The sequence below is a fragment of the Dysgonomonas sp. HDW5A genome, assembly GCF_011299555.1.
Lineage (GTDB): Bacteria > Bacteroidota > Bacteroidia > Bacteroidales > Dysgonomonadaceae > Dysgonomonas_A.
In genome coordinates, this window is the sequence record NZ_CP049857.1 from 307,115 (window position 1) to 329,816 (window position 22,702).

Annotated in this window: 17 protein-coding genes and 1 tRNA gene; 10 read left to right on the forward strand and 8 right to left on the reverse strand. The window is 36.8% G+C overall.

Annotated features, from left to right (window positions below; genetic code table 11):
* The first annotated feature begins 37 nt into the window (after nt 1-37).
* The 9 genes from hisC to G7050_RS01235 all read left to right on the forward strand — a co-directional run bounded on the left by hisC (nt 38) and on the right by G7050_RS01235 (nt 5,464).
* Nucleotides 38-1,069, forward strand: a complete 1,032-nt coding sequence (hisC, locus tag G7050_RS01195; protein ID WP_221412834.1) for a histidinol-phosphate transaminase — start codon at nt 38-40, stop codon at nt 1,067-1,069.
* A gap of 90 nt (nt 1,070-1,159) precedes the next feature.
* Nucleotides 1,160-2,008, forward strand: a complete 849-nt coding sequence (locus G7050_RS01200) for an SPFH domain-containing protein (protein ID WP_166110018.1) — start codon at nt 1,160-1,162, stop codon at nt 2,006-2,008.
* A gap of 96 nt (nt 2,009-2,104) precedes the next feature.
* Entirely contained in the window at nt 2,105-3,220 is a 1,116-nt protein-coding gene (gene hisB / locus G7050_RS01205) for a bifunctional histidinol-phosphatase/imidazoleglycerol-phosphate dehydratase HisB (protein WP_166110021.1), read from the forward strand.
* 88 nt (nt 3,221-3,308) lie between these two features.
* Nucleotides 3,309-3,382: transfer RNA gene (locus tag G7050_RS01210), tRNA-Cys, on the forward strand.
* A gap of 445 nt (nt 3,383-3,827) precedes the next feature.
* Complete coding sequence (locus G7050_RS01215) at nt 3,828-4,025, forward strand: DUF6132 family protein (RefSeq protein ID WP_166110024.1); 198 nt, start codon at nt 3,828-3,830, stop codon at nt 4,023-4,025.
* A gap of 5 nt (nt 4,026-4,030) precedes the next feature.
* A complete protein-coding gene (locus G7050_RS01220; protein ID WP_166110026.1) occupies nt 4,031-4,333 on the forward strand; it encodes a rhodanese-like domain-containing protein in 303 nt (100 codons plus the stop codon).
* Nucleotides 4,333-4,581, forward strand: a complete 249-nt coding sequence (locus G7050_RS01225; RefSeq protein WP_255499238.1) for a hypothetical protein — start codon at nt 4,333-4,335, stop codon at nt 4,579-4,581. Before G7050_RS01220 ends, G7050_RS01225 begins: the two co-directional genes overlap by 1 nt.
* A gap of 4 nt (nt 4,582-4,585) precedes the next feature.
* On the forward strand, nt 4,586-5,059 hold the full coding sequence (gene trxA / locus G7050_RS01230; RefSeq protein WP_166110029.1) for a thioredoxin: 474 nt from the start codon (nt 4,586-4,588) through the stop codon (nt 5,057-5,059).
* Between the two features lie 39 nt (nt 5,060-5,098).
* Nucleotides 5,099-5,464 carry a winged helix DNA-binding protein gene (locus tag G7050_RS01235; RefSeq protein ID WP_185154941.1) on the forward strand — a complete coding sequence of 122 codons (366 nt, stop codon included), beginning with the start codon at nt 5,099-5,101 and terminating at the stop codon, nt 5,462-5,464.
* A 72-nt stretch (nt 5,465-5,536) separates the two neighbouring features.
* On the opposite strand, the gene G7050_RS01240 is transcribed toward G7050_RS01235, so the two are convergent.
* The 8 genes from G7050_RS01240 to G7050_RS01275 form a co-directional block, all read right to left on the reverse strand.
* The gene (locus G7050_RS01240) at nt 5,537-7,873 is read right to left on the reverse strand and encodes a glycoside hydrolase family 3 N-terminal domain-containing protein (protein ID WP_166110037.1); all 2,337 of its coding nucleotides are present in this window, start codon (nt 7,871-7,873) and stop codon (nt 5,537-5,539) included.
* A gap of 21 nt (nt 7,874-7,894) precedes the next feature.
* Nucleotides 7,895-8,761 carry an alpha/beta hydrolase gene (locus G7050_RS01245; RefSeq protein ID WP_166110039.1) on the reverse strand — a complete coding sequence of 289 codons (867 nt, stop codon included), beginning with the start codon at nt 8,759-8,761 and terminating at the stop codon, nt 7,895-7,897.
* Between the two features lie 19 nt (nt 8,762-8,780).
* A complete protein-coding gene (locus G7050_RS01250; RefSeq protein WP_166110042.1) occupies nt 8,781-10,082 on the reverse strand; it encodes a glycoside hydrolase family 2 TIM barrel-domain containing protein in 1,302 nt (433 codons plus the stop codon).
* Nucleotides 10,083-10,114: 32 nt separating this feature from the next.
* Nucleotides 10,115-10,942 carry a family 16 glycosylhydrolase gene (locus G7050_RS01255; protein ID WP_166110045.1) on the reverse strand — a complete coding sequence of 276 codons (828 nt, stop codon included), beginning with the start codon at nt 10,940-10,942 and terminating at the stop codon, nt 10,115-10,117.
* A gap of 129 nt (nt 10,943-11,071) precedes the next feature.
* Nucleotides 11,072-12,856: a TIM-barrel domain-containing protein gene (locus G7050_RS01260; protein ID WP_166110048.1), complete on the reverse strand. Its 1,785-nt coding sequence runs from the start codon at nt 12,854-12,856 to the stop codon at nt 11,072-11,074.
* Between the two features lie 20 nt (nt 12,857-12,876).
* Nucleotides 12,877-14,307, reverse strand: coding sequence for a calcineurin-like phosphoesterase family protein (locus tag G7050_RS01265; RefSeq protein ID WP_166110051.1), 1,431 nt, complete (start codon nt 14,305-14,307; stop codon nt 12,877-12,879).
* A 65-nt stretch (nt 14,308-14,372) separates the two neighbouring features.
* Nucleotides 14,373-15,902, reverse strand: coding sequence for a SusD/RagB family nutrient-binding outer membrane lipoprotein (locus G7050_RS01270; RefSeq protein WP_166110054.1), 1,530 nt, complete (start codon nt 15,900-15,902; stop codon nt 14,373-14,375).
* Between the two features lie 38 nt (nt 15,903-15,940).
* The gene (locus G7050_RS01275; RefSeq protein ID WP_166110057.1) at nt 15,941-19,066 is read right to left on the reverse strand and encodes a SusC/RagA family TonB-linked outer membrane protein; all 3,126 of its coding nucleotides are present in this window, start codon (nt 19,064-19,066) and stop codon (nt 15,941-15,943) included.
* A 790-nt stretch (nt 19,067-19,856) separates the two neighbouring features.
* Between G7050_RS01275 and G7050_RS01280 the strand changes: the two genes are divergently transcribed.
* Nucleotides 19,857-22,637, forward strand: a complete 2,781-nt coding sequence (locus tag G7050_RS01280) for a triple tyrosine motif-containing protein (RefSeq protein ID WP_166110059.1) — start codon at nt 19,857-19,859, stop codon at nt 22,635-22,637.
* Nucleotides 22,638-22,702 lie beyond the last annotated feature (65 nt).

A 22,702-nucleotide genomic window follows, 5' to 3' on the forward strand; every position in this document is an offset into this window, starting at 1 on the left:
GCGACCTTATTACTTTGGTAAACTTTTTATTTTTAAAATAATGAATCTACAACAGTTAGTTCGCAAAAACATATGGAATCTAAAGGCGTATTCTTCTGCCAGAGATGAATTCAAGGGAGAAGCATCCGTTTATCTTGATGCAAATGAGAATCCCCTTAATGGTCCTTATAACCGCTATCCCGATCCTTTACAATGGAAGCTAAAAGAAAAAGTATCCGAAATAAAGCAAGTCGATATCCAAAAGATATTTTTTGGTAACGGTAGCGACGAACCTATCGATATTGTTATACGTATTTTTTGCGAACCGACTGTTGACAATATTGTTGCCATCGATCCCACATATGGAATGTATAAAGTATGTGCCGATATCAACAATGTCGAATACCGATCGGTATTGCTTAAAGATAATTTCATTCTGGATGCAGATGCTGTTCTAAAAGCTACTGATGACAAAAGCAAAATTATATTTCTTTGTTCTCCGAATAACCCTTCGGGCAACTTATTGAATAAAGAAGAAGTTTTAAAAATTATTCAAGGTTTTTCAGGAATAGTAGTTTTAGATGAAGCCTATATAGACTTTGCCCCCGAAGCAAGCTGGATATCGCAATTAGATAAATACCCTAACCTTGTAATTCTACAGACATTCTCTAAAGCATGGGGAATAGCAGCAGTACGATTGGGAATGGCATTTGCTTCACCCGAAATAATCAGCTTATTTAACAAGGTGAAATATCCTTACAATATAAATATACTGACCCAAAACTTTGTACAATCCGAACTAGATAAAATACAACTGAAAGAGGAATGGGTAAAAACCCTCCTTGCTCAAAGAGTTTATCTTGTACAGGAATTATTAAAAATCTCATTTATAGAAAAGATATATCCTTCGGATGCCAACTTTATATTGGTAAAAGTTCCCGATGCCAATAATACCTATAATAAATTGGTAGATCAAGGTATTATCATACGTAATAGAAATACTGTATCTCTCTGCAATGGGTGTCTGCGAATAACCATTGGAACTAAAGAAGAAAATAACAAATTGATCAGTGCACTAAAATCAATTTAAGGTTACAATACTTTTTATTGCTTTGGAAAGTAAAGCAACTATCATTAGTTATAGCTTCAATATAGCGTTAAATATTTTACCTTACTCAATATGCCGATAGAAATAGAAGAAGATAAAAAGAAAAAGAAGGGTAATAAAAAGTGGAAGTTCTTACTTGTTTTATTCCTTATACTAGTAATAGGTGGAGTATTCAGTAAATTCTTCATGCAGATAAAACATATTCAATCCGGATATATCGGTGTACAATCGAGTATAGGAAACCCTTTGGATAACACAGTTGATTATAACTCTAAAGTAGTAAAAGGCTATGTAGTCTTTATGCCTATGTATACCGAGATAACAATATACCCTACTACCATCCAAACGGTCGCTTACGATTCTATCAGGGTAAATGCACTGGATGGTACTGAATTTATTGTGAAACCAAGAATATCCTATCAGGTAGATGAATCGAAAGTCGAACTGCTTTACAAAAGTAATAATCAATCTTTATCTGAAGTAAACAATAACTACCTCAAAGAAATAGTTGCTCACTCATATGCACAAGCGGCAGGAGTTTTCAGTTCAGATTCACTTGTCAGCAATAAAAATAGTTTTGAAACTCTGGTTGGCAATATACTATCGTCTAAAATGGGTGAAATCGGATTGATTCTGAAAAATACCAATTCGAATTTACAAATACCTCAAAAGATAAAAGATATTATCGCTCTTCGCAGTCAAGTGCTTCAAAATGCAATTTTAGCTGAGGACAAAATAAAGCAGGCAGAAGCAGAAGCTCAGATTGCACTATTGGAAGCTAGAACCAAAAGCAGAGAAGACTCATTAAAGAATTCTGCGATAACGTCTCTTGCCATTCAAAAAATGTTCATCGAAAAATGGGATGGAAAATTACCTGTATATGGAGAGACTCCTAAAATTTATAAAAATATAACTGAATAATAAGGTCTGAGACCTATTTAAAACCTTGGCAAGCATCACAACAATAGACTGTTATAAACTCGAAATAGATCATTAAATACTTTTATATACTTACTGATGAATAAAAAAGCCCTATTCATAGATCGAGACGGAACAATCGTAATAGAACCTCCTATCGATTATCAACTGGACAGCCTTGAGAAACTGGAATTTTATCCGAAAGTTATTCGGAATCTGTTTTTCATACAAAAAAATCTGGATTTTGAATTTGTAATGGTCACCAATCAAGATGGATTAGGTACTTCTTCATTTCCTGAAAATACATTTTGGCCGGCTCATAATAAAATGTTAAAGACGCTGGAAGGTGAAAGTATCACTTTTAGTGATATTCTAATCGACAGAAGCTTTCCCGAAGACAATGCCCCAACTCGTAAACCACGCACAGGTATGCTTACTAAATATCTTTCGGGGGAATATGACTTACAAAATTCTTTTGTTATCGGAGATCGACTCACTGATATTAAATTAGCAAAAAATCTAGGATGTAAAGGTATCTTTCTTAAAAAAGATACTGCGCTTCCTACGGAACTAAAAGAATATTGTGCATTGCAAACCGAAGATTGGGATACTATAAGTGAATTCCTTTTCGCCGGCGAACGTAAAGCGGAGATAAAGCGTACAACAAAAGAGACAGATATATACGTATCTTTAAATTTAGATGGCAAAGGCACGTGCGATATCCATACAGGATTATCTTTCTTTGATCATATGCTTGAGCAGATTGGCAAGCATTCGAATACAGACCTTACGATAAAAGTCAATGGCGATTTGAATGTGGATGAACATCACACCATAGAAGATACAGCCATCGCTTTAGGTGAAGCTATTGCTAAGGCTTTGGGAGACAAAAGAGGTATAGAACGCTATGGTTATTGCCTTCCGATGGATGACTGCTTATGTACCGTAGCTATTGACTTCGGAGGAAGGCCTTGGCTAGTATGGGATGCTGAATTTAAACGTGAAAAAGTAGGTGATATGCCAACTGAAATGTTTTTACACTTTTTCAAGTCTTTAAGTGATGCTGCAAAAATGAATCTGAATATAAAAGCAGAGGGTACAAATGAACATCATAAGATAGAAGGTATCTTCAAAGCACTTGCCAGATCTATAAAAATGGCCAAGCAACGAGATATATTCAATTACGAACTCCCTAGCACAAAGGGTGTTATTTAACACTGTGAAAACTTTGGGCTGAAATAGGTAAATTGTTTTGGTTAAATCAAGATATTGACTTATATTTGCACTCGCTAAGCCCAAAATTGGTTCCTTGGCCGAGTGGCTAGGCACCGGTCTGCAAAACCGTCTACGGCGGTTCGAATCCGCCAGGAACCTCCAAGTACGTTGAAAGATTAGAAATTACATTTCTAATCTTTCTCTTTTTAAGGAGTTACATCTTTTGAAAAAAGAGAATAGAAAGAAAAATTATAGAAATTACACAATCTGTTGGTCGAAAATTGGTCGAACTTTTTAAACAATTTAGACATGAGAGCAACAGTAAAATTAGTACTTCGGAACGATTATGTTCGAAAATGGATATCCTAACCTTTATTGTCAACCTATTTTAGGACAAGACATAATCAGAAAGAATTTTCGGAAGTTGTCAATCTATCGGGTGGTTATAAAACATATTCTACAGCAACAGCAAAATATTCAAAATAATATGTAACCCATTATCTATTTAAGGTTATTTAAGCAAAGATAATATAAGTTCCTGTAGAATTATTTTCTATTGGAAATAAATCGTTATCTTTGTTGTATAAATAATAAACAAATTATATAAATGCAAATCATAAAAAACTATTGGACTTATATACTAGGAGCATTAATCGGAGCAATAGCAGGCTACCTGTATTGGTTTTATATTGGATGTAGCTCCGGAACTTGTCCCATAACCTCCTCTCCTATAATAAGCACTCTTTACGGTGTTCTAATGGGAGCATTGCTGGGAAGTTTTTTTAAAAAGATAATAAATAAATAAATAACATGGCAGGATTTCTTAGCAAATTATTCGGATTGGAAGATAAGGCAGATTTTAAAACCCTTTTGGAAAATGGAGCTATACTTTTAGATGTCCGCACAAAAGAGGAGTATAAGCAAGGGCATATCAATAACTCTATAAATATTCCTTTGGATAGTTTGAATAGTAATTTATCAAAATTGGACAAGGATACGGTTATCATTGCTGTATGTCGAAGTGGCATACGTAGCAGCAGTGCTGTAAGTTTGTTGAAAAAGAGTGGTTTCGGCGAAGTATATAATGGCGGAAGCTGGTTCAACTTCAAATAATGGATAAGATGGACAGATTATTGAAAAATTGGTATTTGATGCGGATAGTTCGCCTGCTTGCAGGGGTAGGTATAGCAGTCTACGCTATCTCATCCAAAGATTATACCTTTCTTTTACTTGCCGGACTCTTTCTCTTTCAAGCTATAATGAATATATCTTGCTGTGGTTCGAAAGGATGCTATACCAATAAAGAGAAACCGAAGGAGAATATTTATAGAGATCAAATCAAAAAATACAAACCCAATTAAATTTATGAAGCGGATAACATTATTAATTATACTGGCAGGAACATTAATTTCCTCCTGCAATGGTAAAGAAGAAAATAAGGAACAAAAAGTAGAAACAGTTAAAACAGAAAATAAGATGAAAACGATACATTTGACAAAAGCAGAATTTTTGGCAAAAGTTGCAAATTATAAGACAAACCCCGCAGAATGGAAATATTTGGGAGACAAACCTGCATTAATCGATTTTTATGCAGATTGGTGTGGACCTTGCAAAGCTATTGCTCCTACTTTGGAAGAACTGGCTGCGGAATATGACGAACAGATATATATTTACAAAATAAATACCGAACAGGAGCAGGAATTAGCAGCGGCATTCGGTATCAGAAGTATACCTTCGTTGCTTTTTGTTCCGATGGACGGACAGCCTCAAATGTCGGCAGGTGCTATGTCTAAGCCTCAGTTAAAGGAGGCAATCGATAAAGTTTTATTAAAAAAATAAGTGTATTATTGTACCCTAATATTTAAAGTGGTTAGCAAGATGGAAAATATTCAGGTAAAGACCTTATGTCAGATTAGGGATGTGTATCGGTCTATCGCTGAATTCGAGATCGGTTTTCAACAGACTTTCGATATGAGCCTCAATGAAGGCATGTTACTATGTTCGTTAAATAAGAACAGGTATTCTTCCAGTGAGATTGCCGAAGTCTTAGGCCTTAGTAATTCGAATACATCGAAGGTTATCAAATCTGTAGAAAATAAAGGCATGATAAAACGTATTGTCGGCAAAGATGACAAACGCCAGATGTATTTTATTTTGACTGAGTATGGACGCAAAAAACTTGATGCTGTAAAGTGTGGAGAATTTGAGATACCCGAGTTGTTAAAGTCCTTTATTCTAAGATAATAATAAAACGTTTTTAGAAATATAGAAGATTGGTCGGAATTTCTTCCGACCAATCTTTTACACTTTTATTCTTTATTTTATGGAGTCCCAAGTTTGATCCTCGACACACTCTATATCTGCCGTTTTTCCTCCTACCTGAACTCTAAATACGCCTTTTTCAAGATGCCATTTATTGTCGGTATGCATAAATGCAAGTTCTTTTGCATCGATAGTAAAAGTTACAGTTTTAGTTTCTCCCGATTTGATTTCCAATTTATCGAATCCTCTTAAACGAGAATTATCGGGAGTAATTGAAGCTACCAAATCAGAAATAAATAATAGAACCGATTCTTTTCCATCTACTTTTCCTGTATTGGTTATATCCACAGAAATTGTTAACTTATCCGAAGGGGCGAAAGACGTTTTATTAACTTTCAGCTTATCGTACTTATAAGAAGTATAGCTCAATCCATAACCAAAAGGATATTGTACCGATTGAATTGATTCATAATCATACACACCTACCATTCGTTCTTGGTTCTGGCTGGGCTTGTAGTCATAGTTCAATAGCGAATTAGGGAATTTAGGATAAGTATAGGGCAGCTTCCCGGATGGATTCATATCACCAAATAAGATACCGGCTAAAGCCTCTCCGCCAAAACTTCCCGGTAAGTAAGTTTGTAATACGCCTTTAACCAAAGGTTCTATTTTAGATATAATTCGTGGGCGACCTTCGTTCAGTACCAATACAATAGGTTTTCCGGTTTTTGCCAATGCTTTCACTAAATCCTGTTGATTATCCGATAAGTACAAATCGTCCAAATCTCCCGGTTTTTCGGTGTAAGTATTTTCGCCAACGCACACTACAATTACATCGACCTGAGATGCTGCTTTAACAGCGTCCTCTATATTGGGGTCGTTCTCTTCGTAATATTTGCCCGACATTTTATACGTAACGCCCGGTACATAAACCACGTTTTCTTTACCGATCGTATTTTCTATGGATTTGAGTATTGTATTGCGGTTTATTTCCAGATCATCGGCTTTTTCACCTTGCCAAGACAGTGTCCATCCTCCATTGAGGGTTCTCATCGAATTAGCATTGGGACCTGTAACTAAAATTTTCGACGATTTGCTGAGTGGCAACACCAAGTCGATGTTTTTCAATAACGTGATCGATTCTGCTGCTGCATTGCGGGCAATGTCTTTGTGTTTCTTAGAACCAAAATCGGGATAGGCTTTATAGTCCCAATCGGATTTCTCAAATAATCCCAATCGGTATTTTAAACGCAAAATTCGCCTTACAGCATCATCTATGCGGCTCATCGAAACTTTGTTTTCCTTAACTAGTTCTACCAGATTTTTGCAAAAGCTAACTCCGTAAGGAATCATCGACATATCTATGCCGGCATTGATAGATAACATTACAGCTTCTTTTTCGTTGTTTACAATCTTATCTCTACGGTATAGATTATCTATATCCGCCCAATCGGTAACTACAACGCCATCAAATGCCAGATCATTTTTTAGAACCTGTGTCAACAAATTATAATCGGCATGAGTCGAAACGCCGTTGTTGATACCCGAATTGACCATAACCGACAATGCTCCTTGCTCAATAGCTTCCTTAAAAGGGCGTAGATGACGCTCGTAAAGCTCAATGTTGGAGATGAAGGCAGGCTCGCGGTCTTTTCCGGTAAAGGTTGCTCCATAACCTACATAATGTTTCAAACAGGCTGCTACATGGTTAGCTCCCACTTGTTCTCTGTTTTCGCCCTGATAGCCTTTTACAAACGATTTACCCATCTCGCTGGTCAAATAAGGGTCTTCTCCAAAAGTTTCCCAAATGCGAGACCAGCGTGCATCGCGTCCCATATCCAGTACGGGCGAAAAGTTCCAAGCTATATTGCTGGCTTTGGTTTCATAAGCAGCCATACGAGCTCCTTCAAATGCCAGTTCTCTGTTGAATGTAGCTGCAATACCTATTTGTTGGGGCAAAAAAACAGCTCCTTTAGTATAAGTTGCCCCATGTATGGCATCTATACCGTAAATACAAGGTATTCCGATATGCTTCATCGATGCTTTCTGTATTTGCGAAATGACTTTTTGCCATTCCTCCACCGTCAGAGGAGTATTAGTTGGACTATTCAATATAGAGCCTACTTTGTTTTCTTCAAAAACGACTTTCATCATTTTTTCATCAAGTTCGAAAGGAAATTTACTCGCATATGCATTATCGCCTTTCCCAATAACATCTAATGTTACTTGAGCCATTTGCCCTACCTTTTGCTCCAATGTCATCTTCAACATGAGCTGGGTTATTTCGGTTTCATATGGCGAAACTGTTTTTGTCTGTTTCTGTGCGGATGCAGTCACGCAGAATACCGATAGTGTGCCAACAATAAGTGTCTTTAAATAAATATTTATCATTTTTATTTTATATATAAGATTTTAATCAACTTGTCCTATAAGCCATTCTTTCAATAGAGATAACATTTGTTTGTGATACTTGAAATTTTCGTGCATCCCCCATCCATGTCCTCCTTCGGGGAAAATATACATGGCTGATGGAATATTATTTATCCTCAACGAATTATAATAGATTATACTATGTTCTGATGATACAACATCGTCATCGTTGCTGAGTAATATAATAGTGGGAGGGGTGGCGTTATTTACCTGCTTTTCTACAGAGTATTTATACAAATCGGCTCTGGACGGATTCTCGCCCAACAGATTGGTACAAGTGCCTCCGGGTGGTACCTCCATCAAGGTAGTTACAGGATAAAACAATATAGAGAAATCGGGACGAACATTGCTCCCGTCGACAGTTAAGAACTGAGTAGAAGCTGTTGCAGCCAAATGTCCTCCTGCCGAGAATCCGGCAATTCCTAATTTAGTTGGATTTATACCATATTTCACAGCATTCGATCGGAGGTACCGCATTGCCTGATGTACATCCTCCATTGGTACGCTTTTGTGCTTGTTTGGCATTCTATATTTGAGAACAATACCCGTAATGCCTATTGTATTGAGCCATTGGGCAAATTGCTGTCCCTCGTGTTTGTATGCCACTCCTCCATATCCTCCTTCCGGACATATCAAAACCGCAGGCGTATTTTTACTGCCGTTTGTAGGCTTGTAGATGGCTATGTTTGGTTCACTCACATTTGTGATCCAGTCGTTATCGCTATTCATTTCTTCTCCTGTCAACTTATTATCTGTAGGAGGTGCTTTTTCCCAAAGCTTTACAATCTCTTGCGATGATGCAAAACCATAACAGTACAAACCAAGTATCAAAACCAAGATCTTCTTCATCTCAATTTACAGTTTAGGGTTATTGTACTTTGAAAGGGATATTGGCCGTAGCAACAAATCCCGTATTGTCCAACACATAAACATATAACCTATAAGCACCAGGAGTCTTGATGACCGACGAATATGTTGGATCAGATGTAGTAGATACATCGCCTACTCTATCGGGACGTGGTTCATAAGAACCTCCCGAACCTAAAACTGTGGCCTCGTGCAATATTTCCCAAACATAACGCAAAGTGTCGTTTTCTTTATCCACCACTTTTACTTCAGCATTGAATTTAGTTCCCGGTTTTATGTATACATTTTCGACACTCTTTTTTCCGTTTATCCTAAACGAATCCAACACCGGAGCTGTTTGTTTCAATTGTGCACCTGTCCAAACACGTTGCATGGCTTCAACCATCGGTGTCTTTTCTCCTTTCAGCGGAAGACCCTCTACATCATTTTCTACAAACATACTGAACCAAGTTGGTGTACGCTCTTCTTTTTGTGCCCACAGGAATACAAAAGAACCTAAGCAGCGAGGATTGGAACGGATGTATTTATTATATCTTTCCTCGTAAACAATTCTCTTTTCTTCGCTTGTTTGCTCTATATCGGCTTTCCATTCAGTCTTAGGCATTTCCCAAAAACCAGTAGGTCCCCATTCGGTTACCATAAAAGGTCCTTGGTAAGTTGAATTATCAAACATCTCTTTCAATGTGTTGATCGCTCCGTAACTGTTTACCCCAACGTAGTCTACCGAAGGTGCATACTTCGCAATATTGTCCAACGCTTTCGGATTATGGGTTATGACGGTTGATACCAAATGTTTTTTATCGATAGACTTAATCAGTTGAGCAAGTTCTTCGACAAACTCCCACGCTGTTCTGGTATTCGCCTTTTCTTCGTGATCTATTTCGTTACCAAGCCCCCAAGCCAGTATGTTCGGCTCGTCTTTGAATGTTTCTGCCAATGTTCTTACTTCGGCTCTTTTGAGATTTTTGTAATCCTCATCATGATATTTTGTCGAATCCTTAGTCAGGTCAATACCTTGCATGATATACATTTTATTTTTCCGAGCCAAATTGAGATCCGATTGAATAGATGCAACATCTCCCCCCCAAGTTCTAAAAGCGTTTGCTCCACTTTCGCTGGCAATATCCAAACGGTTAGTGCCGCCTACTCCGTTTATAAAGGTGAGATCTCCATCGATATACAGATCAAAACTATTTTCCTTTTTTACAATTTCAATATTCGATTTTGGCAAGCTTTTTCCACAACTACTGAATAATAAAACTGCAACAAAACATTGAAAAACAAGAATTGTATATTTTTTCATATCATTAAGTTTATAAGTTCCGGTTCAAATTATCATTTACTTTTTTTATTATATACTCTGACGTAGTCTATGTCGAAATGTTGTGGAAAGCAATCTCCGCACATTCCTCTTGCTCCTCCTAGGCCACCACCGACAGCCAAATTGAGAATCAGATGAAATTCCTGATTGAAAGGCCATTCCTTAAATGTTTTACGTGCATTTTGAAAAACAAAGAATAGTTGTCCATTAATATAGGAGCGGAGTTCGTATTCGTCCCACTCCAAAGTATAAATATTAAATCCATCAGTTGCATTGGGAGTTACCAAAGCTTTCCCTACTTGTGTGCCTTTAATATGATTAAAAGTTCCGGTATGAACTGTAGAAAATACAGAATCAACTGCAAATCCAACATGCTCCATAATATCTATCTCGCCACATTCGGGCCATCCGCCATAAGTTCTTTTTGTGGGCATCATCCATATTGCAGGCCAAGTACCAAGACCCGAAGGGAGTTTTGCCGATACATCGATGCGGCAATACTTCCAATCACCCTTATCTTTGGTTGTGAGACGTGCCGAGGAATAATCTTTTCCATTGGTTGGTTCTTTTATGGCTGTAATGCGAAGCACACCGTTAGACACGTGTGCATTTTTAGCATTGTTTTCGGTATACCATTGGGCTTCGTTATTGCCCCATCCCCAACTATTACCATGTGTATCAAAATTCCATTTCGTAGAATCGGGTAAACCCGTGTATTCAAATTCGTCAGACCAAACGAGTTCCCATTTGGTCTTTCTCAGATTATTACTTATATACCCTTGACTAAAGAGAGTCAATGTGCATAGCATCACCAGACTAATTGAAAAAATAATTCTTTTCATATTTTCATAGATCTTGTTTATATTGTATTTACCTTATTTCCCCCGACTAAGAGCCAGTCTTTGTCCAAGGGAAGCGTTTATTTGTTTTTTTAATTGTTTGGATAGCAAACTGCCCAATAGTAGAGCTCATTACTTATAACTTATTTTAATATCGTTTTGAGTGTATTTATCTGCACTGAATAAATCACTTATATAAGTTTTACCTTCGTTTTTAAATGGTAAGATACGACCGTTTAATGTCAATTTTGTTACTGCTTTGGATGAATGGATACATATTTGCCAGTTTCTGGTATTTTTGATCCCCTTGTAATAACCCAAAGTAGGAGCTATGTTAAGTTTCGACATACCATTTGCATCCTTTAGCGATATCATTGTTTTAGCATAAATACCTTTTAGATAATCGTTACTATTTCCGTCATCCTCTATAAACGTAAATGCTGAATCTGCTCCCGGATATATATGTAAGATTAAGGTGTCATTAGTTCCTTTTTCTATCGACCGTGCATATTCACGCATGGGGATGATAGCTCCTTGACGTATAAACAAAGGTATTTGTCCGATTGGAGCATCTACCGTATAGTTTTTCTTTCCTTCATACAGCTCGCCTGTCCAATAATTGATCCAATTGCCATCGGGTAGGAGTACCTCACGGTTTGTAGCCCCTTGTTCGTATACGGGAGCAACAAAAATTTCGTTTCCAAACAAATATTCATAAATCTGCCCCTGAATTTTTCGCATCATCAATTCTCCTGTCAAACGGTTGAGGTGGGCATACGAATAGATATAAGGGAATAACTCCATACGCAGATGGGCGTATTGCCTATATATACTATCGGCTTGTGACGAAATGAGATAAGCCATATTGGCCGTTTTGTTTTCGGGTTGAGCAAAAGTTTCTACAATGGGCGAAAACATGGCGAACTGCAACCAGCGGATGTATAATTCCTCATCCAATTGGTCGGTAATTCCCATATCGAAACCGCCTAAGTCTTGCGAAAGGAATGGTATCAGACTACTTTTCTTATTCGGGTCGAGATACATGGCAATATTTTCTTTGAAAGCCACAGGAGGAACCCACGAATTAAATTTTTTATTGGGGTTTTCAATATTCCAGTCGCAACGAGTATCGTCAGTCCACTTTCCCGGATACTTTTTGTATTCTTCGGTTTCCTGCCCTCCTGTATGGGAAAATATCATTCCTCGCCCTTTTGTTTCTTTTCCGAATTCTTGCGAGAGTTCAAACATGGCTTTGCATACCGGGATAGCCGATGTACGATCGAGTTTGATAAAGTCTGCACCTTCGTCGAAAAAGTGTTTCATCCGCTGTTTAAAATAGGCTACTGCTTGCGGATTGTTAAAATCGATATTCCCGCAAAGCGTACCTTTCTTAGTTCCTCCTTCGGTTTGGTGCATAGCAGTCGTTGTACTGTTGTTGTGCCAAGGGTTGCTTTCTACATATGTATTTTTGAAGTACCCTTTGTCTTGAAAATCTTTAAAAGCCACTTCATTTCCTGTTTCGAAAATACAATCCCATGCCCAGAACCCTCCTTTTATGTTCTGAGATTCGAGATAATCCCACATCTCTTTTCTGTTTGGGAAACCAATGGTATCGGCAATAAAGTCCATGTATTTCTGAGGTCCTCTCCCTTTGTTTGCGTGATCCCAAAACCATGAATCTATCCAAAAGGCATCTATCGGATAATCGTGTTCTATGATTTGGTTTACACGCTCAATCGTTTGCTCCTGATTGGTGTATGCTCCATACAATACGCCAAATGCCCATGACGGAGGTAGTACCACATTTGTATCTGCCTGTGCCGTTATCGGATGAATGTATGTATGATTATCACTCCCTTTTTTGCACTGTGCAAAAATAAGAAGTAGTGATACTAATAGTAAAATTTGGTTTTTCATATTATTTATCTTATTCTAAATTATGGCTTATCCGAAATATTTCGAATATACTTATTTCCGAATCGATCTATTACCTCAATTTTCAGGCGAGCATTTTTATTTTTAGGTATCGCTTTAAAGATATGATTAGTTTTATCGTAGCTCAACCACTTATGTACTTTGTTTTTACCCGGTTGATATAGTTCTCTTGCTAGAGGATCTACTCCCCAGTATTGTTCCATATTACCTGCCAGTACCCCATCTTCGTACCATTGCACCGTCCAAGCAGGGTCATAATTATATACATTAGCAACAAAAGCATCCGGATTATCTATATCGCTACCTATCGGATACACTTTAAACTGGTCGTCTTTGGTAAGTCCGACACCTTTAAAATACCACTTCAGGTTATCTCCCTCAACTTCGTACACGGTATACCCTTTGGGTGTTCCATCGAGTCCTATTTCTCCCTGCCACCAGGCAGCAGAAGCTGCAGCATGTGTATGCTCGTATATTGAATCGTTGATAATGGTATTCCATTGAGTATGGCTATGTCCTGCCAGAATATGTACATTGTATCCTTTTAGCGATTGGTAGAATGCCTTATCGTTTATAAGTGAGTTTTTTTGCCTTTTCTCCATGCCGGGATGAAGGTCGCTATCCACATATTTGGTTGGTATATGAAGGGCAACGACTATGGTCGATCCTTTTTTTATATTGCTAAGATCGTGAGCTAACCAATCTAATTGCTGCTGTGGCAAATACCCCATATAATGATAGGAATATCCGTAGTAAAAGACATTGTTAAGTACTACAAAGTGTATATTTCCTATATTATACGAATAATAGTCTGGTCCAAAATGCGACTGGTACGATTGGCTTGCCGATTCGTTTGTTGTATTTGTATAGTCAAGATCGTGATTACCAATTGTCTGACAAAAAGGAAAATCCATCTTCGACAATGCTTTTTTATAATCGCCGAACAAATTTAATCTGTCAAATACCATGTCGCCACAGCTTATTCCATGGAAATAGGTGTCGTATTTTTCCTTTGTCTGTTTGACATCTTCGATTACTTTATCGAGGAGTTTAAATTCTTCGGGGTCGATAATCTGAGGATCAGCCCATACAATAAACGTATGATTGTTTTGTGGTTTATTTATTTTAGAAATCTCGAAATTATAAGTATCCTTCTGATCTTCTATTCTTTTGAAAAATATCGGAATCCCTTGTTCTCTTGGAGACTCATACCCCGATGGTAAAGAATAATAAACATATTTTTGATTTCCGTCGGTCATCAACTGAAAACGACCGTGTTTGTCGGTTTTAGCAAAGCCTTTGCCATCTGTTACGATAATACCTTCAAGCCCTTTCTTATCAGATGATATTTCTCCTTTTATGACCCGGTATTCAGATGCAGAAATAGTGTTTGCAAGAATCAAAAATATCAGTATATAAAATAGCTTTTTCATTTGCTTTTCATCAATAATAAAAGTACTCCCTCTTTTTGGGGAGGGAGTGCTTATTTTTAGTTAAATTATTTAAGTACCCACATCACCTTATTCACACCATCGTATCCATCGTATTGGTCGGCTAATGCCTTCTCGTAGTTTTCTCTGTTGTAACTACTTTCTGATGTCGGATATAGCCACCTTACCGGAATTTTAGTAGGTTCGTCTATATTCAAATTTGTAGTAGGATCAACAGGAAAGTTCGGATAATTAGTTCTCCTGTATTCAAAATAACTACTTGTGGCATCTTGCATAAAATTAAGGATATAACGTTGATACCATATTTGTTTCAACTGATCGCCCGTTGTTGATGCAAAAGCAACATTACCTGTGAAGTAGTTATCGATATATGCCTGATCAATAGCCATTGCGTGTGCATAAATGGCTTTAGTTTTCATTTGCTCTTTCAATGCCGACTTCACTCCCGACTCGTAGTATTTTTTTGCATCTCCCACTGTGATCCAATTTAAAATGCGGGCTTCTGCCAATATAAGCTGCTGTTCGGCATAGGTCATCCTCATTCTTGGTTCACTGGCATAGTCTTTCAAGTATCTCTGGTTCAAAAGAGAATATTCTCCTTCCAGATATTTTTGAGTCATAACAGTATAGTCTAAAGCTGCATCAACACCCTGGTAAGCATTGAAATCAGATTCTTGTTTTCCATCATTGATTAGTTTGGTTGCCGGTTCTGCATAGTAAAACAAACGCCTGTCATTCAATCTTTTCAGCTCATCTATTAGTAAAGATGAAATCACGGTACGGCTTGTAAACAGGTCGTTAGTCCCAGACAGTGGATGTATATCTACTATGCTGTAATTCAGTCCTAAAAATCCGGTGGATTCTTCTAATAGATTATTTGCATTTACAATTTCGGCAAATCGTGCTTTGATGTTTAACGATGGGTCTGCTTCTTTTTTGCTTAGACTCATCAATACTTTCAAGGCAAAAGCGTTTGATGCTTTACGCCACTTCGTCGGATCGCCTTTATAAGGGGTAGGGTCTCCATCAAATACAATTCCCTTTGAGAAATAACTATCAGCCTCTTTAAGCTCATCCAAAATACCGATTAGGACATCTTTCTGGGTATCGAACTTTGGTCGATACAAACCTGTTTCGCCTTTATTAGCGTCAGTATAAGGTACATCTCCCATCTGCATCGTAAGGTGGTAAAAGAGATATGCTCTTGCGAATTTAGCAATTCCCTTATAGGAGTTTTCCGTTGGAGTTCCTGTAGCATATTGAACCATTTTCTCCACGTTCTGCAACATAGTCATCCCTTCGAAGCTTCCATTTCCCATCTCATTATATTGCTGTGACATTTGACTTTGATTGGCAAAACCAATGTATTTGGCAAAGGCTTGGGGTTGTAAGAATGCATGGGCATCTCTTCCATTGAACTTAAGGCTACTCAAGATCACTCCGGTAGCTGTCATAGATGCATTAGCCTTGGTTGAAGAATCGGGATTGGTATTTAAATCCTCAAAATTGCTACAGCCAACAAGAATAAGGAAAAGGAACAGAAAACTTTTTCGAATAATTATATTTATATTTTTCATAACTATCATTCTTTAATAATTTCGTTTTTCGTTAGCTATTAGAAGCCCAGTCTAATATTAAACCCTAAATAGCGTTGCGATGGGTCTGAAAAATTTTCACTCCCTCCATCCGGATCTGAATATTTGAAATCTTTTGCCCAAAAGAGAACATTCTGGCCAATTGCCGATATGGAAGCATCTTTGGCTTTAAACTTTGCTGCTATATCCTTAGGCAAGGTATAGGTTAATGATATTTCTCTGATTTTAAGGAATGTTCCGCTAAATACATCTACCTCGGATGGGTCACCTCCCCAAGCTGTACCTCTATGTAATGCTTCCACATAACTTTTATAACTGGTAGCAATATCATTGGGTGCAAATACACGATTGTCCGTTACAATGTTTCCATAAGTATCAAAAGTGGCAGATCCTGACACTACTTTTGATCCTTGTGCCAAATAATTTTTAGACCCGGGAGTCTTTGCATCTAAATATCGCTCGGGGGTTAGAGAGTCGGGGTGTCCTCCCGAACGCCACATATACATAGACGTTATGGATTGCATATATCCGCCTACACGACCGTCCATCGAAATGTCAAGTGCCCAGTTTTTATACTTCAGGTTTGTATTTATCCCCCATATCCAATCAGGATCTTTATAGCCATATTTAAAGGATTTAGAATTAAAAGTAGGTACACCATTTAAATTTATAATATTCCCTTCTTCATCTTTCAGAAAAGGCATATATGTTTGTACATCTGTTCTTTCACCAACTTTCACCCATGTTCTATCTGCAGAATATTGAGGATCTAATTTTGTATAGCGCTCTACTGATTTAGACCAGTTGAACGACATGTTCCAGACAAGGTCTTTAGTCTCGATGGGTGTCACGTTTAAGGTCAACTCTACCCCGGTTCTGGTTCTTTCCTCTTCTGAATTAACCAGATTCTTCGAAAAACCAGAAGAAGGGCTTATGGATGCCTGAACAATATAATCGAACTCTCTTCTGTTGAAATAAGCAGCATCAAATGAAATTCTGTTTTTCAGGAAGTTAAAAGCTGTTCCGATTTCATAAGTCGATCTGGTAACAGGTCGTATTTCTGATCCTCGTATAAGTGTTTGATAAACAGCTGAACTTAGCCCATCCCATACATTATTATTAATTCCATAATTTGAATTTATCTCATAAATATTCGCCGGTCTCTTGGCTGTAACCCATGACCCTCGCACTTTCCACAAAGAAAGCCAATCAGTTTTCGGTAATAATTCGGATACAAGAAAGCTTCCTGAGAGGGATGGGTATAGATATGATCTTTGGGACTCGGCTAGAGTGGAAACCCAGTCGTTTCTGAGTGTTCCTTCGACAAATGCCATACTTCTCCACGAGACACCCATTTTTCCATATACTCCATTTGTTTGTCTTTTCTTAATTAGTGAAGAAACAGTTGATGGATTTACTGAACCTTTTAAAGAGTAATACCCCGGAATTGTTAAACCACCTTTTGTTCTGCCTTCTAATCCCTCGTTTTGGTAATAATTGATAGATGTCCCCGCTATTGCGTCAAACGCAAAGTCATTGATGCTCTTTGTTGCGGATATTATCAAGTCACTATTTATACTGTAACCTCTACTCTGACCAATATTAAACGAGCCTTTTTGTGATTCGCCCCACACCTCAGAAGCACTATCATCGTCTATAAGCTTTGTATTACCTGCTCCTTGAAACGAACCTTTCGATATCCTCACTTCCTGCTTGTTACTATATGTATCATAACCAACACGCCCTATTGCTTTCACTCCTTTTGCTAAGTCATAATTAATTTCGAAAGCACCGTTGAACACATCTTTATCAAGGCTATGTAACCTTTCGTTCCTATCAAAATACGGATTGTTGTTACCGGCAGTATAACTGTTGTTTTGTACTTCATCGGGTATCACCCAGTAATCTTTATAGTCTCTGATGTCCCAGTCGGGTGCAGACCATATAAGCAAACTATACATTGGATCGTATCCCGTATACCCATTAAATCCGATATTGGGTGATTTATGTTTGTTATATGACATACTGGTTGTAAAAGTAAATTTATCTACTTTTATATCAGCACCAATACTGTAGGTATATTTGTCGAATTTAGAGTTGGGGTACACACCTTTATTTTGAACCCATGTAGCAGATGCCCTGATATTACCCAATTTTCCTTTTTGTGCTATACTAACATTGTTATTAAGGACATATCCTTGTTCAAGAAAGTTATCGAAATTATTTGTACCACGTGCTGTATAAGGCATAGCTTTCATTTTCTTTGAAAAGGGATCCCACTGAATTACTTCCTGACCTTCGAGAGGTGCTCCCCACGAACCGTCGCCCGAGCGAACATATTCGAGGCTCCCGTCAGTATTTGTTTTTAGCATACGCCCATATTGTCCTTGCAAGCTGGGAATAGCCAAATATCCGGCTGTAAACATACTTCCGCTGTTTACAGATATAGAAAGCCCTTCTCTGCCCGATCCTTTTTTGGTAGTTATCATAATAGCTCCATTCTGACCTTTCTCTCCATACAAGGCAGATGCCGTCGGACCCTTTAAGACACTTATATCTTCAATATCATCCGATGGTAATTCTCCCAAAGTCATATTTTGATAAGGTACTCCGTCAATTACAATCAGAGGATCTTCTCCCCGTAATTTAATGGTTGGAGCAGATGCAAATTCTGTACTGTTTAATATATTAAGACCGGCAATCCTTCCGGTCAGAGATGTTGCGACATTTAGACCTTTTACGGTTTGGAAATTTTCGCCTTTTACCGACTGAACAGCGTATCCGAGTGCTTTTTCCTCACGCTTTAGCCCCAATGCGGTCACAACAACTTCGCCCAGCATCTTGTTATCTTCTTTCATTACCACCTCAAAAAAGGTTCTGCTCCCCACTTCAATTGTTTGTGCTGTATAACCTATTAATGAAACGATAATAGAAGAACCTTTACCCACTTTAAGCGAAAATGCTCCATCTATATCTGTCACAGTTCCATTAGTCGTGTTCTTTTCAATAACGGTTGCTCCTATTACAGCCTCTCCGCTTTCATCCAAAACTTTACCTGTAATCTGAGTTTGTGCTGTAACAGCAGTAAACCCAAAAATACAGAATAAGAAAGCGATACTCAATACTGTTTTTTTGTATTTCGACATTTTGATTAAATTTATGATTAACAAGAATTTATTCTTTTAAATTAATTTTAAGATCATCGTCTGAGCGACGAAAAGTAAAAAGATAGATCATCGTATTATTTTATTTTGCAAATTGTTCTTTATTACAATACCTCCTTTCTTCTCTTTAATGGTAGACAACTTTGTTTTAATTAGCTGCTGCGAATGTAGCAATCGTTGTATTGTGTATTATATTTTATGTGTACTTCAAAAATACACCACATCATATTTTCTAATTTTAATTGGTTTGTTGTGCTACGACTCCAGAATATAAAATTTGATTTCCTCAAATCATGTCTATTGATGGGTAATCTATAACGGATTTGTAACCATTTTTTCACAATATTTTCACCTTCGTTGTGTCTGTAAACTTGTATGATTACAGATCTAAAATTTCCATAATTAACTAGTAATTTGCACTATCAATGTAAATCTGAAAGAAATAACGGTGCAGATATAGCTATACGTACTTATTGACGGTTTAGCTAAGCTTACTTTTTTTATTCGCTTATTCGCTATTTGCTATAATACTAACTTAACAAAACTACGTTTGCGTCTAATTTAATGTCGCAAAAGTTAAATTTATGGTAAATGTGTGGCTTGACGTAATTTTGACGTAGTTTCGTTCTTGACTTTATTATCTGTAAAACATACATTTAACTCTTAGAAGAATACCTGCATGTAGTACTATGAAAATACAACGTACTCTACTATGTTTAAGCAAGAAGTATTTTTTTCTTCCTTTGTTATTTAATACTATAAGAACCCAGACATGAAAAATAAATTAATTCTATCATTGCTTATTCTATTTTTAACCAATATTGCAGGCTATACGAAGGATAACCTTGTGTTTCCGATAAAAAATTATTTAACAGAAGACTATAGGGCTGGAACACAAAATTGGGGTGTTATAGAGTTAACCGATGGTACGATTTGTTTTGCTAATAATGATGGACTTTTGGTCAAAAACGGGAATGATTGGTATACTTATCAAACCTCAAGAAGACAACTGCTAAGAGTTATTTGTGCATACCAGAATAAAATATATGCCGGAGGAGGAAATGAATTCGGATATTTTTTAAAAAGCTTTAGTGGTCATTATACCTATACATCACTTTCGGACAAAGTCTCGACGAAATGGGGGGAGATATGGAGAATAATAGTGCTGGAAGACAAAGTGTATCTACAAGGGAGAAAGGCTGTTTTTGTGTTTGATACGAAGACGGATCAGTTAGTCAATCAGATTAAATCAGACCGTTTCATTTATTTCTCAGCTCATGAAAAGCAATTACTGTTTCAGTCTAACGAGGGTGTCTATACGACAGATCTTAACTTTGACAACAAAAAAATTTTATGCGATAAATCAACAATAGATTGCAGTATCATAACTAAGATATTTTATATTAAGGAAGAGTTATATTTTTTTACTCTTAGCAATGGAATATATAGATATGTAAATAATAAAATAATCCCCTGTGACAAACCGATACATAAAATAGCCTCCAATGAGCAGATATATTGTGCAGTAGACTTGAAAGACAAAATTATCATAGGTACGGTTCTCGACGGAATCTACGTTCTCGATAATGATCTCAATATAATTAGACATATCAACACCTCCTCCGGTTTAAGAAATAATACAATTTTATCTCTTGGGCTCGACCATAACTCCAATGTATGGGTAGGGTTTGACAATGGGATAGGTTTTATGGATATCAATACCCGTTGTCTTTATTACAATTTCGATAAAGACATCGGGGCCGGTTATACATCTGTTAAGCATGGCGATTATAATTATTGGGGTACAAATCAGGGGCTTTTTTATACAAATGATAAGCAGGGTTTAGATAAAGTAAATCTTATTAAAGGAACTCAAGGGCAGATTTGGTGTATGAAACAGATAGGGAGTGCGGTTTACTGCGGTCATCATAACGGCTTATTTGAAGTTAAGGGTAATATTGCTCAGCAAATCGATGAAACTGCCGGAATAATGAATATTTTACAATTACCGGCTAACCCTGATTATTATTTAGTACGAGGTTACGACCTTTGCCTACTCTACAAATATAGTGATGGCAGCATAAAGAAGGTATCGGAAATAAAAACTCCTATATATGTTGAACGGAATATAAAAGTTGACAAAGACAATTTTATGTGGTGTGTTGATGGTGAAAACCTTGTCAGGTTTAAGATAAACATCGATAAATCTGCAATTGATGAATATAAGCTTTATTCATACCCGGGAGACAAGCATCTATTGTCGTTTGGAGGCGATATATTATTGTGGAACAGAGAAATCTTATATAAATTTGACGCTAAAACAAATTCGTTTGTAAAAGACTTCAAGTTAAGCTATTCGGAATACAATAGAAAAGATCTCATCGAACTTTTCTATTGTATTCCGACAGATGTATTCTATAAAACGGTAGAGGGCGGTAATAATTTCATCGGAGATTTACCAAAAGTAAAACGGCAAATGCTTTGGAATGTACAGATGCTGTCGAGTTATTCCGATTATTTTATTTTGAATGGCAGCAACGGATTTATACATTTTGGCTTTAGTCAGGCACTGAATTCTATTCAAGAAATAAAAGTCGTATTATCTGAAATCAAAACTAAGAGTAAATCTGATACAGAATACGAATGGATAGAAGACAATAAATTGAATTATAGTAATAATAATATTCGTTTCAAATTTAACAGCAATGATAATCCTCATATTGATTATCAATACAAATTGGTTGGATATGACGATAACTACTCTTCATTTTCCCCTAAAAACAGTAAGGAATACACCAATTTACCGGAAGGAAACTATTGTTTCGAGATTAGGGCTAAAGATGAGAGTGGAAGAATAAGTAAAACCCGAAAATTTGACTTTACAATTGATCCTCCATTTTACAGAAGCCTTCTTGCAAAAATAATCTATCTAATCCTTCTACTCGGCTTACTGATTATGGTATTTACGTTAATACAATTCCTATTGAAACGAAAAGAAAAGCAGTTGGATATGCTACGCCAAAAGGAGATTGAAGAATTAGAGAAAAATCATAAAATAGAAACTCTCTGTAAAGAGAAAACCATCATTCTGATTGAAAAGGAGAAATTAGAAGAATCTTTCGACCATAAACAGCGTGAGTTAACCAACTCAACACACAATATTATTGTAAAAAACAATCTCTTGATAGACATCAAGGAATTGCTCCAATCGATATACAAAGAAACCAATATCAATCTGCGTGATACTAAGTTAAATAAGATTTTCCATTTGATCGATTCTAATATTAATAATGATGAAGACTGGACTGTATTTGAAAGTTATTTTTCAGAAATCCATCAAAATTTTTTCAATAAAATAAAAAAAGACTTCCCCGACATATCCGCTACCGACCTTAAACTATGTGCTTACATAAAGTTGAATAAATCAACAAAAGAAATCGCATCATTAATGAATATATCGGCTAGAGGAGTTGAAACATCCAGATATAGGCTCAGAAAAAAATTAGGACTCGAACGAAATGAAAATATCTATAACCTTCTGTCAAAATATTAATAAAAGTATGCAAATTGAAAATAATAGCCGGGAGACGTACTTTTGAAGTACCAACGTATGTAATC